Below are 11,705 nucleotides of genomic sequence, written 5' to 3' on the forward strand. Positions count from 1 at the left end.
AAGCGCATGCGCGACATCGCCAAGCCCGTCATCGACAAGTTCGCCGCCCAGTACGACCCCGCCATCGTCAAGCTCTACAACGACGAGCTCGCGCGCATCCGCAGGTAGCGCGTCCCCACGGCGGACGACGAAATCCTTCTTCGTTCACGCCGGCAATTTCCGTCACTTCCACGTCTGCGCCTGCCGCCACCCGCGGCGCAGCGCCACGTGCCGGGCGCGTGCGCCCGTCCGATTTCGCCATTGACCACCAAGAGGAGACTCCGTTGAAACATTCCAGATCCATTCCCTTCGGACTTGCATCGGCCGCCGCGCTTGCGCTGGCATTGACGGCCTGCGGCGGAGGCGACGGCGGCGGCGGGCCGGCCTTCCCGATCCTGCCGGTGGCGCCCGCGCCGTCGGCCTCGGCACCGCCGCCCGCACCGACCGATGAAGTGCCACCGCCCACCGACCCGGTGGCCGAGGTCGACGACAGCTTCGATGAGTACTACAACGTGTGCCGCGGCACCAACCCCAAGTGCTACAACGACTGGGGCGCCTTTGCGACCACGCCCGATCGCGTGCTGATTTATTCGCGCACCGCAGGCCCGCGCCATGCCGTGCTGGGCACGCCGATGGGCAGCGGCATGAACCCGGTGATGAACCCCGACAACGTGATGCAGGCCGGCCTCGTGCGCATGCTGTCGGCCGAGGGCATCACGGTCGACTGGACCGAGGACGTGTCGGTGCTGAGCAGCCGCATCAACAACTACAAGGCCATCATCTTCGCGAGCTCGAACCGCGACACCTTGTGGAACGGCGCCGTGAGCACCAGCCAGGACGCCGCGCGCACGGCACTGCGCAACTACATGCGTCGCGGCGGCGGCTTCGTCGGCCTGCACAACGCCTTCGGCGCCGAATACAACTGGCCGTACTACGAAGGCCTGCTGGGGAACGCAAACTTCTACAACCACGGCCCGAACCGCGCGGGGGATGTCGAGATCGTCTCGGACGATCCCTCGACCAAGGACGTGCCCAAGCGCTTCTCCTTCCAGGACGAGTGGTACAACCTGATGCCCTTCCCGACGAAGGTGAAGTTCCTGGCCAAGGTCGACACCTCGACGCTGAAGCCGCTCACCTCCGCGCCGCATCCGGGCCACGCCGACTTCCATCCGGTCGCGTGGTGCCAGTACTACGACGGCGGCCGTGCATGGCTCACGACCCTCGGGCACAACGCGCACTCGTTCACCGCCGACCTGTCGGGCGTGGGCGCCATCGAGTTCCAGAAGCTCGTCGTGCAAGGCGTGAAGTCGGCGATGGGCCTGACACCTTTCTGCACCACGGAATAAACGCGACCTCCCGGGGCCGGTGCCGTGCCGTGCGCGCTGCACCGGTCGTTTCGAACACCCCTGTTCCAACGTTCACCGAGTAGAGACATCCATGAAGAAAAAATCATTGGTCACGCTGCTGATTTCGTGCGGCGTGCTCGCCTCCCCGTTGCTGATCACCGCCTGCGGCGGCTCCAGCGGCGGAGGCGGCACACCCGTGCTGCCCGTGGTGCCAGCGCCCGCGCCGCCGCCGCCGTCTGCCAGCGCACCGCCTGCATCGCCACCCGCAGCCGCCGCACCTGCGTCCGACCTGTCGGACTGCTGCACCGCCGGCGACAAGGACTTTCCGAAGGTCGGCGGCAACCTGGGCAACCAGAACTATTCGAGCCTGCGCAAGATCAACAAGGGCCTCGTCACGCAACTCGGTGGCGCCTGGGTCAACCCGATCGAAGGCGGCATGACCACCGGCAACAACCAGAGCACCACCGTCGTCGTCGACGGCGTGCTCTACATCGAGTCGGCGCTGGGCAACGTGGTCGCGGTGGACGGCAAGACCGGCGTGACGAAGTGGAAGTGGACCACGCCCTACGGCAGCATCACGCGCCGCGGCGTGGCCGTCGCGAAAGACCTGGGCCTGGTGTTCACCGTGGCCACCGGCAATCGCCTCGTCGCGCTGCGCACCGACACGGGCGCCGTCGAGTGGATCAAGCAATACCCGACCAGCAGCACCGATCCCGACTACAAGGGCGCGCTGCAGAAGGTCGCGCTGGTCTACCACGACAAGCGCCTGTACCTGGGCACCAACGACGGCAACCGCGGCGCCGCGTTCTCGGCCGACGCGCTCACCGGCAAGGTGCTGACCACGTTCTGGGGCGTGCCGCGCGCGGGCGAGCTGGGCTACGACACCTGGGGCGGCGCGCCCGAGACCGACCGCACCGGCGCCACGCCGTGGATCCATCCCGCGGTCGATCCCGAGCTGGGCCTGGTCTACTGGACCTTCGGCAACGTGCGCGGCGGCTCGTCGCAGAACGGCAGCAGCCGTCCGGGCCAGAACCTGTTCGCCAATTCCATCGTCGCGCTCGACCTGAAGAGCGGCGAGTACAAGTGGCACTTCCAGTCGGTGCACCACGACATCTGGGACATGGACAACGTGATGTCGCCCGTGCTCGCGGACGTGAAGATCGACGGCAAGGACCGCAAGGTCGTCATCTACGGCAGCAAGACGGGCATGTACTACATCCTCGATCGCAAGGACGGCAGCGCGCCGCTGGGCATCGACGAAGTGCCTGTGAAGCAGGACGCCCGCCAGGCCAGCTGGCCCACGCAGCCCCTGCCGCGCCAGGGTGCCTGGACCGAGACCTGCATCGTCGACCAGCCGCTGGGCACGGCGATTCCGGGCGACCCGAACCGTGCGGTGCCCAACTACACCAAGGGCTGCCTGTACGACGCGCACTGGGACGTGCCGATCCTGTCCATCCCGGGCCACGGTGGCGGTGCCAACTGGAACCACCAGTCCTTCAGCCAGCGCACGGGCCTGGTCTACACGGGCATGGGTTATGTGTCGGCGGCGCACTCGCTCAGCGAGTCGAGCAACGGCCTGCGCCCGCCGGGCACCTACATGACCGGCGCGGTCGTGGCGGTCGACCCGAGCACCAACCTCGTCAAGTGGAAGAAGCCGTTGCCGTATTCGGTGGCGCACGGCAACGGCATCCTGAGCACGGCCTCCGACCTGCTGTTCATCGGGCAGCCGGACGGCAATCTGCTGGCGCTCGACGCGGAAGACGGCACCGAGCTGTGGCGTTTCCAGACCGGCGCGGCGATCAGCGCGAGCCCGGTCTCCTACGAGATCGACGGCGAGCAGTACATCGCCGTGTTCTCGGGCGGCACCAGCATTCCGTACGGCGACTCGGCGCCGCGCGGCGACCGGCTGTGGGCCTTCAAGGTCGGCGGCGCGGTGACCGCGGCCGCCACGCCGACACCGCCCGTGGTGCGTCGGCCCGTGTCGGGCACGGCGGTGGAGGGCGCGGCACTGCCGACACCGAACACCGTGTTCCTGGCGCGCGTGCAGACGGCTGCGAACGAGCCGGGTGCGACCGAGTCGACGGCTGTCAACGCCATGACGCCGACCTTCATGCGCGTGCCCGTCAACACTGCCGTGACCTTCACCAACCCGGGTACCAACGCCAACACCCATTGCGCCACGCAGTTCTTCGAAGGACGGTTCAATTTCAGGCTGGCGCCAGGCCAGTCGGCGACCCACACCTTTGACACGCCGGGCGAATACTTTTACAACGACTGCCATAGCCCGCGCCCGACGGGAAAAGTCGTCGTGTATTGAAATGTCCCTCAACCCCAACCACTGAAGGAGCAATGCGATGAAATGGTGCAAGCCTGAGTTCGAAGAAATGCGTTTCGGCTTCGAAATCACGATGTACATCTCCGCTCGCTGAGCGCGAGCGCCCACGGCACCGGCCTTGCGCCGGTGCCGTGTTTTTTTGTTGGGCCCCCATGAAGATTCTGGTGCTGGGTTCGGGAGCGGGTGGTGGCTTCCCTCAATGGAATTGCAATTGCCGCCTGTGCGCCGGCCAGCGAAGCGGGCAGGTGCGGGCCACGCCCCGCACGCAGAGTTCGATTGCGGTGTCGGCCGATGGCGAACGCTGGATCCTGCTGAACGCATCCCCCGACCTCGGCGCGCAGCTGCGCGCCTCGCCTGCTTTGTGGCCGCGCCACGGACTGCGCCACTCGCCGATCGAGGCGGTGGTGCTGATGGACTCTCAGATCGACCACGTCGCAGGCCTGCTGAGCCTGCGCGAAGGGCAGCGGCTGCAGCTGTACTGCACGCCCGAGGCGCATGACGACCTCACCGGCAGCCTCCCGCTGCTGCGCACGCTCGACAGCTACTGCGGCGTGACCTGGCACCCGTTGTCGCTCGAACCCGGCGGTGGCGCCTGGCACGACATCGCGGGCCTGCGGCTGCAGGCGCTGCCGGTTCCCGGCAAGGCGCCGCCGTATTCGCCGCGCCGCCAGACCGAAGCGCGCAGCGAGAACGCCGCGGTGCTCATCGAAGACCCCGCCACCGGCAAGCGGGTGCTCTACGCGCCGGGCCTGGCGCAGGTCGGCGATGCCGAGCGCCGCAACCTCGACGCCTGCGACTGCGTGCTCGTCGATGGCACCTTCTGGACCGAGGACGAGATGGTCGCGGCCGGCCTCGGCAAGAAACACGCGGCCGACATGGGCCACCTGCCGCAGTGCGACGGGCCGCACGGCCCCGGCATGCTGCAGGCGCTTGACGGCTGCGTGGCGCGGCGCAAGGTGCTCATCCACATCAACAACAGCAATCCCATCCTCGACGAAGACGGCCCGGAGCGCGCACAGCTCGTGCGCCGCGGCATCGAGGTCGCGTTCGACGGCATGGTTCTGGAGATCTGAACACGTGACAGCAGCCCCCCAAGATCAGCAAGCCCCATGGTCCCCGCAGGCGTTCGAAGCGAGGTTGCGCGCCATGGAGTCGCGCTACCACAGTCACCACCCGTTCAATCGCCGGCTCAACGCGGGCGAGCTGCAGCCTTTCCAGGTGCGCGGCTGGGTGGCGAACCGCTTCTACTACCAGTGCCGCATCCCGGTGAAGGACGCCGCCGTTCTGTCCAACTGCGACGACCGCGCCACGCGCCGGCGCTGGGTGGTGCGCATGCTCGACCACGACGGCCACGGCGACCATGAAGGCGCCAACGCGGGCGGCATCGAGATCTGGACCCGGCTGGGCATCGCCACCGGCCTGGCGCGCGAGGTGCTCGAATCACACGCGCTCGTCGTGCCCGGTGTGCGCTTCGCGGTCGATGCCTACGTCAACTTCGCGCGCACGGCGCCGTGGCAGGAGGCGGTGATTTCGTCGCTCACCGAGATGTTCGCGCCGCGCATCCACAAGGACCGGCTCGCGGGCTGGCCCACGCACTACCCGTGGATCGACACCTCGGGCCTGGACTACTTCCGCAGCCGCATTCCGCTGGCCGACCGCGACGTCGAGCACGGCCTCGAAGTGGCGATGCAGTGGTGCACCACGCGCGAGCGGCAGCAGCGCGCGCTGCACATCCTGGGCTTCAAGCTCGACATCCTCTGGGCCATGCTCGACGCGATCGAGAAAGCCTATCCCGACGACCTTCCGAAAGAGGCGCAGCCATGACCGCATGGACCGACGATGCCCAGCCGGCGCTCACCTCGATCTACCGCATGCAGTGGGAAGAGGCGCAGCAATGCCACGTGCTGCTGTTCCCCGAGGGCATGATCAAGCTCAACGGGCCGGCGGCCGAGATCCTCCAGCGCTGCGACGGCAAGACCTCGGTGGCCGCGCTCGTGGCCGACCTGGAGCACACCTTCGGCGAGCGCGACCTGCATGCCGACGTGCTCGAATTCCTGGAGCAGGCCCATGGACGCCACTGGATCCGCTGAGCTGCAACCCCGCGCCGTGGCCAAGCCGCCGCTGTGGCTGCTGGCCGAGCTGACCTACCGCTGCCCGCTGCACTGCGCCTTCTGCTCCAACCCGGTCGACTACACGCGCTACCGCGAAGAGCTGGGCACGGCCGAATGGATCCGCGTGTTCCGCGAGGCGCGCGCGATGGGGGCAGTGCAGCTGGGCTTTTCGGGCGGCGAGCCGCTGTTGCGCGACGACCTGCCCGAGCTGGTCGCGGCGGCGCACGAGCTCGGCTTCTATACCAACCTGATCACCTCGGGTGTGGGCCTCACGCCGCAGCGCGCAGAGACGTTGAAGCGGGCGGGGCTGGACCACATCCAGCTGTCGTTCCAGGACTCGAGCCGCGAGCTCAACGACTTCCTCAGTTCCACGAAGACCTTCGACCTCAAGCAGCGCGTGGCCCGCACCATCAAGGACCTCGGCTACCCGATGGTGCTGAACTGCGTGATGCACCGCTACAACCTGCCGCACGTGGGCCGCATCATCGAGATGGCCGAGGCGATGGAAGCCGACTTTCTCGAACTTGCCAACGTGCAGTACTACGGCTGGGCCTGGCGCAACCGCGAGATGCTGATGCCTTCGCGCGAGATGCTGGCCACGGCCGAGGCGGTGGTGCAAACCCATCGCCCGCGCCTGGACGGCCGCATGAAGATCCTCTGGGTGGTGCCCGACTACGCCGAGGGCAAGCCCAAGCCCTGCATGGCCGGGTGGGGCAGCGTGTTCCTCGTGGTGGCGCCCGACGGCGTGGCGCTGCCATGCCACAGCGCGCGCATGCTGCCCGGGCTCGACTTTCCCAATGTGCGCGAGCACAGCATCCGCAGCATCTGGCAGGAGAGCCCGGCCTTCGGCGCGTATCGTGGCACGGGCTGGATGAGCAGCACCTGCCAGAGCTGCGACGAGAAGGAGAAGGATCATGGCGGCTGCCGCTGCCAGGCCTTCCTGCTGACGGGTGATGCGGCGGCCACGGACCCGGTGTGCCCGAAGAGCCCGCGGCATGACGAGGTCGAGGCAATGGTCAAGGCGGCGGGTGATCCGCGCGACGTCGGCACGCCGATCCGCTTCGTGCCGGGCGCGCGGCGTGCGGGCGACCTCGTCTTTCGCACCGACGCGAATGCGTCGGCTTGAGCGGCACGCCGCGATGACGATCACCCATCGCCTGCCGCTGGACGGCGGGCATGTGATGCATGTCGAGGAGCACGGCAACCCGGCGGGCCTGCCCGTGGTGGTGCTGCACGGGGGGCCGGGCTCGGGCTGCTCGCCGCTGTTGCGCCGGGACTTCGATCCCGCGCACTACCGCATCGTCTGCCCCGACCAGCGCGGCTCGGGCCTCAGCACGCCTGCAGGATCGATCGAACACAACACGCTCGCCGATCTGCTGGCCGACCTGCGCTGCCTGCGCGCGCACCTGCGTATCGACCGCTGGCTGGTGGTGGGCGGCTCGTGGGGCGCCACGCTGGCGCTGATGCATGCGCTCGACGCACCGAAGGCCGTCGCGGGCCTGCTGCTGCGCAACGTGTTCCTCGCGCGCCCGGGCGACATCCACGCGCTCTTCGCCGGTGCCCTGCAGCACGACGGCCCCGCATGGCGCGCACTGTGGGACGAGGCCGGGCGCCGGAGATGTCCGGTGACGGTGCCGATCGCCGAGGTCTTCGCGCACGGCACCGGGGAGCAGCAGTGCGAGCTGACGCGCCACTGGTTCGATTGGGAGCAGCGCCTCGCCACCGGAAGCACAGCGTCGCCGATCGACGAGGCGATGCTGCCGCGGCTCGTGGCGCGCTACCGCGTGCAGAGCCACTACCTGCGGCACAACTGCTGGCTCGACGCACCCCCGCTGCTGCAGCGCTGCGCCGCGGTGCCCGCCGTTCCCACGCTGATCGTGCACGGCACGGAAGATGCGCTGTGTCCGCCCGAGGGCGCCCGGGCGTTGGCCCAGGTGCTGGGCGCGCCGTTGCAGTGGGCGCAGGGCGCGGGCCACGATCCGACGCATCCGGCGATCGCCGAGGCGATGCAGCAGGCCTTGTCCGACTACGCAGCCACGCAGGCCTTCGGTGTCAGCGCAGCCGCGCCTTGAGCGGGTCGCCGATCAACGTCACCTTGCCGTTCTTGCCGTTCTGACGGTAGGACCACAGGCGGTCGTTGCCGTGGCCGTCGTCGGCCACGAAGAGCACCGCGTCGCCGAGCGCACGAAAGCCCAGCGGCATGGCGTGGCGTTCGCCCGCGGCGAGGTCGGCCACGGCGCGCGTGCCGGCCGGCGTGCCGTCGCTGATCCACGGCTCGACGCCCCGGCCACCGCCGCCGTTCGCCGCGAACCACAGACGCGAACCGACGACGGCGAAGCGCGCCGGCGATCCGTTCTCCGCACCCGGTGCGATATCTTTCACGCGCACCGTGCCCGCCGCCGTGCCGTCGCTGCGCCACAGCTCCGCGCCCGACACGCCATCGGTCGCTGCGAAGTAGAGCTTGCCGCCCATCGCGGCGATCGGGCTCGACACGGAACCACTCGGCCCGGGGCGAATGTCCTTCACCAGCGCCGTGCCCTTCGCGGTGCCATCGGTCTTCCACAGCTCGATGCCATGCACGCCGTCGTCGGCCGAGAAGTACAGGGTGCGGCCCAGCACGGCCAGGTGCGCCGGGCGCGAGGGCGCGGCGCCGGGGCGCAGGTCTTTCACCACGTGCGTGCCGTGCGCGGTGCCGTCACTCTTCCAAAGCTCGGTGCCGTGTTCGCCGTCGTGCGCGGTGAAGTAAATGTCGTTGCCCACGGCCGTGAGGTTCTGGATGCCCGCGTCCTCGAGGCCCGGGCGAATGTCCTTCACCATGCGCGTGTGCTCGGGCGTGCCGTCGGTCACCCAGAGCTCGTGGCCGTGCGTGCGCGTGGTCGCGGTGAAGAACAGGCGCGATCCGGCCACGGTGAGCTGGCGGGTGAGGGCGCGCGGCCCGGCATCGACGGCGGACACGCGCGTGGTGCCCTTCGCATCGCCCGTGGTCTTCCACACCTGGAAGCCGGTCTGGCCGTCGTCGGCCACGAAGTAGAGCGCGTCGCGGAACACGGTCAGCTCGTTGGGCATCGACCCTTCCTCGCCGGGACGCAGATCGATCACCTGCGTCGTGCCTGCGGCGGTGCCGTCGGTGCGCCACAGTTCGAGCCCGCGCGTGCCATCGGTGGCCGTGGTGTAGACGTGGCCCTTGAACGCGACCTGCCCGGCGGGGAACGAGCCCCGGAAGCCCGGCCGTATGTCCTTCAGCAAAGTGGTGCCGGCGTTGCTTCCATCGGTGACCCACAGCTCCTGGCCGGTCGTCACGTGGAAGGCGCTGAACACCATCTTGCCGCTGCCCAGCGGCGCGAGGCCGGAGGGCGCGATGAAGGCCAGCCGCTGGCGCTGCTCGGGCAGCACCTCGCGCTCGGGGTCTTGCGCAAGGTCTTGTGCGGCGATGGGCAGGCTCGCGAACAGTGCGAGAACGGCGAGGCACACGGCGCGCATGGGCTCAGCCCCCGAACCACCGCGCCGGCACGATCACCAGCTGCGGAAACGCCACCATCAGGAACAGGATCGCGAACTCGGCCAGCATGAACGGCACCACGCCGCGCGTGACGTCGTCCATCGAGATCTTGCCCACGCCTGCCACCACGTTGAGCACCGTGCCCACCGGTGGCGTGACGAGCCCGATCGAGTTGTTGATGATGAACAGCACGCCGAAGTACACGGGGTCGATGCCGGCCGCCTTCACCACCGGCATGAGAACGGGCGTGAGGATGAGGATGGTCGGCGTCATGTCCATGGCCGTGCCCACCACCATCACCAGCACCATGATCGCGATCATGAGCAGCATCCGGTTGTCCATGAACGGCTGCAGCATGCCCACGATCTTCGAGGGCAGGTCGGCCACCGTGATGAGCCACGCGCTCACCATGGCCGCGGCGATCAGGAACATCACGATCGCGCTGGTCTTGGCCGCGCTCACGAAGATGGCGTACAGGTCTTTCCAGGTGATCTCGCGGTAGATCACGGTCGACACGAAGAGCGCGTACACGGCCGCCACCACCGCGGCCTCGGTGGGCGTGAACACGCCCATGCGCAGGCCCACGAGGATGATCACCGGCAGCATCAGCGCCCACAGCGCGTTGCGGAAGGCGGCGGCGATCTCGGCCGACGACTTGCGCGGCGGCGGCACGATCTTCTCGCGCCGCACCAGCCAGGCCCAGGTGATCCACAGTGCGCCCCCGATCAGCAGGCCCGGCACGATGGCCGCGAGAAACAGCTTGGAGATCGACACGTTGGCCGCCACGCCGAAGATCACGAGGCCGATGCTCGGCGGGATCACGGGGCCGATCACGCCGGTGGCGGCAATGAGGCCGGCTGCGCGCGGCTTGTCGTGGCCTGCGCGCACCATCATCGGCAGCAGCAGCGCGGTGAGCGCGGCGGCGTCGGCCACGGCCGATCCCGAGAGCGCCGACAGCAGGCAGCCCGCCATGATGGTCACGTAGCCCAGGCCGCCCTTCACGTGGCCGACGAGCGCGAGCGCGAAGTCGACGATGCGCTTGGACAGGCCGCCCACGTTCATGATCTCGCCCGCGAGCATGAAGAACGGCACGGCCAGCAGCGGAAAGCTGTCGGCGCCGCCGATCACGTTCTGCGTGAGGATCTGCGCGTCGAACAGGTCGAGGTGCCACATCAGTGCGACACCGCTGGCCAGCAGCGAGAAGGCGATGGGAATGCCCATCGCCATGGCAAGCAGCAGCGAGCCGACGAAGACGAGGATGGTCATGGCCGTGCCCCCGGTCCCTGGGCGTCCTGCGATCCCAGGATCTGCTGCAGCTGCACGGCTTCTTCCGACTCCTGCACCATCACCAGTTCGTGGTCGGCCATGCGGCCCGTGAGCAGGCGCAGCAGGTCGAGTGCGAGGATGAGCCCGGCCAGCACCGAGAACACGATGCCCGAGGCGTAGACGATGGCCATCGACGCGCCGGTGACGGGCGCCGTCACGTCCCAGTTGATGCGCGCCTGCGCGATGCTGCCCTGCAGCAGCAGCCAGACGATGTAGAGCATCACCGCATGGCCGACGGCCAGGCAGATTTTCTTGCCAAGGGGCGGCAGCTTCTGCACCACCATGTCGACACCCAGGTGGCCGTGCTCCTTCAGCGCCACCACGGCGCCGAGGAAGGTCATCCAGATGAAGAGCCAGCGCGAGACTTCCTCGGACACCGTGATGCCCGAGTTGAAGCCGTAGCGCAGCACCACGTTGCCGAACACGAGCACGACCATGACCGCGAGCGCGGCCGCGATCAGCGCCTCGATGCCGGTGCAGCACCGGTCGAGCCAGCGGGTCATGCGGCGGCCTGTGCCTGCGCTTGCGCCTGGCGTTGCATGTCGACCAGCGCGCGCAGCGCGGCCAGGTACGACAGCGGGCCCAGGCCCTGCACGGTGCCCTTCACCGCCGGCGAAATGATCGAATGCGCGCGCCAGGCTTCGCGCGCCGCGATGTTCGACATGTGGACCTCGATGGTCGGGAACGGCATGGCCTTGATCGCGTCGTGCAGCGGCACGCCGTGCTGCGTGAGGCCGGCGGGGTTCACCAGCGCGCCTTGCGCATCATCGATGTGGGCATGCAGGAAGTCGATCAGGTCGCCTTCGTGGTTCGACTGGATGGTTTCGAGCGTCACGCCGAGTTCGACGGCGAGGGCTTGCAGCTGCGCGTTGATTTCGGCCAGCGTGGTCTTGCCGTAGATGTGCGGTTCGCGGCGACCGAACAGGTTGAGGTTGGGGCCGTGGAGAACGAGGATCTTCATGGGGAGCTTCGGTGAGGGACTGACTGGCTTGCTGACTTGTTTACTTGCGGATGCGCGCGAGCTCGTCGTTGTAGAGCTTGACGAGGGCGGGGTCGTACTGGGCGGCGAACTTGTCGATGACGGGCTTGGCGATGTCGCGCATGCGCTT

Annotated in this window: 12 protein-coding genes and 1 pseudogene; 8 read left to right on the top strand and 5 right to left on the bottom strand. The window is 68.5% G+C overall.

The annotated features are described in order from the left end of the window. Positions 1 to 263 precede the first annotated feature (263 nt). The 8 genes from ASD34_RS05150 (at position 264) to ASD34_RS05180 (ending at position 7,843) form a co-directional block, all read left to right on the top strand. Positions 264 to 1,325 carry a ThuA domain-containing protein gene (locus ASD34_RS05150; RefSeq protein ID WP_056573708.1) on the top strand — a complete coding sequence of 354 codons (1,062 nt, stop codon included), beginning with the start codon at positions 264 to 266 and terminating at the stop codon, positions 1,323 to 1,325. Positions 1,326 to 1,416: 91 nt separating this feature from the next. Next, positions 1,417 to 3,642, top strand: coding sequence for a PQQ-binding-like beta-propeller repeat protein (locus tag ASD34_RS05155; RefSeq protein WP_056573711.1), 2,226 nt, complete (start codon positions 1,417 to 1,419; stop codon positions 3,640 to 3,642). Positions 3,643 to 3,679: 37 nt separating this feature from the next. After that, entirely contained in the window at positions 3,680 to 3,754 is a 75-nt protein-coding gene (gene pqqA / locus ASD34_RS28575; RefSeq protein WP_013539171.1) for a pyrroloquinoline quinone precursor peptide PqqA, read from the top strand. A 58-nt stretch (positions 3,755 to 3,812) separates the two neighbouring features. After that, positions 3,813 to 4,733: a pyrroloquinoline quinone biosynthesis protein PqqB gene (gene pqqB, locus ASD34_RS05160; protein WP_056573713.1), complete on the top strand. Its 921-nt coding sequence runs from the start codon at positions 3,813 to 3,815 to the stop codon at positions 4,731 to 4,733. A 4-nt stretch (positions 4,734 to 4,737) separates the two neighbouring features. Continuing rightward, the gene (gene pqqC / locus ASD34_RS05165) at positions 4,738 to 5,484 is read left to right on the top strand and encodes a pyrroloquinoline-quinone synthase PqqC (RefSeq protein WP_056573716.1); all 747 of its coding nucleotides are present in this window, start codon (positions 4,738 to 4,740) and stop codon (positions 5,482 to 5,484) included. Then, positions 5,481 to 5,750, top strand: coding sequence for a pyrroloquinoline quinone biosynthesis peptide chaperone PqqD (gene pqqD, locus ASD34_RS05170; RefSeq protein ID WP_056573719.1), 270 nt, complete (start codon positions 5,481 to 5,483; stop codon positions 5,748 to 5,750). Before pqqC ends, pqqD begins: the two co-directional genes overlap by 4 nt. Further along, positions 5,728 to 6,897 carry a pyrroloquinoline quinone biosynthesis protein PqqE gene (gene pqqE, locus ASD34_RS05175; RefSeq protein WP_056573722.1) on the top strand — a complete coding sequence of 390 codons (1,170 nt, stop codon included), beginning with the start codon at positions 5,728 to 5,730 and terminating at the stop codon, positions 6,895 to 6,897. Before pqqD ends, pqqE begins: the two co-directional genes overlap by 23 nt. A 13-nt stretch (positions 6,898 to 6,910) precedes the next feature. Next, entirely contained in the window at positions 6,911 to 7,843 is a 933-nt protein-coding gene (locus tag ASD34_RS05180; protein WP_056573725.1) for an alpha/beta fold hydrolase, read from the top strand. Here the strand turns inward: ASD34_RS05180 and ASD34_RS05185 are convergent. From ASD34_RS05185 to ASD34_RS28525, 5 genes and pseudogenes are all read right to left on the bottom strand, one after another. Next, positions 7,824 to 9,251, bottom strand: coding sequence for an ELWxxDGT repeat protein (locus tag ASD34_RS05185; RefSeq protein WP_056573728.1), 1,428 nt, complete (start codon positions 9,249 to 9,251; stop codon positions 7,824 to 7,826). The two genes, ASD34_RS05180 and ASD34_RS05185, sit on opposite strands and share 20 nt — an antisense overlap. A gap of 4 nt (positions 9,252 to 9,255) precedes the next feature. After that, on the bottom strand, positions 9,256 to 10,536 hold the full coding sequence (locus tag ASD34_RS05190) for a TRAP transporter large permease (protein WP_056573731.1): 1,281 nt from the start codon (positions 10,534 to 10,536) through the stop codon (positions 9,256 to 9,258). Then, entirely contained in the window at positions 10,533 to 11,099 is a 567-nt protein-coding gene (locus tag ASD34_RS05195) for a TRAP transporter small permease (RefSeq protein ID WP_056573734.1), read from the bottom strand. Before ASD34_RS05195 ends, ASD34_RS05190 begins: the two co-directional genes overlap by 4 nt. Then, the gene (locus ASD34_RS05200) at positions 11,096 to 11,557 is read right to left on the bottom strand and encodes a type II 3-dehydroquinate dehydratase (RefSeq protein WP_056573737.1); all 462 of its coding nucleotides are present in this window, start codon (positions 11,555 to 11,557) and stop codon (positions 11,096 to 11,098) included. The genes ASD34_RS05195 and ASD34_RS05200 overlap by 4 nt, the downstream gene beginning before the upstream one ends. A 40-nt stretch (positions 11,558 to 11,597) precedes the next feature. Continuing rightward, positions 11,598 to 11,705: pseudogene (locus tag ASD34_RS28525) on the bottom strand (TRAP transporter substrate-binding protein); the annotation flags it as partial.

The sequence above is a fragment of the Variovorax sp. Root473 genome, from assembly GCF_001426505.1.
GTDB lineage: Bacteria > Pseudomonadota > Gammaproteobacteria > Burkholderiales > Burkholderiaceae_C > Variovorax.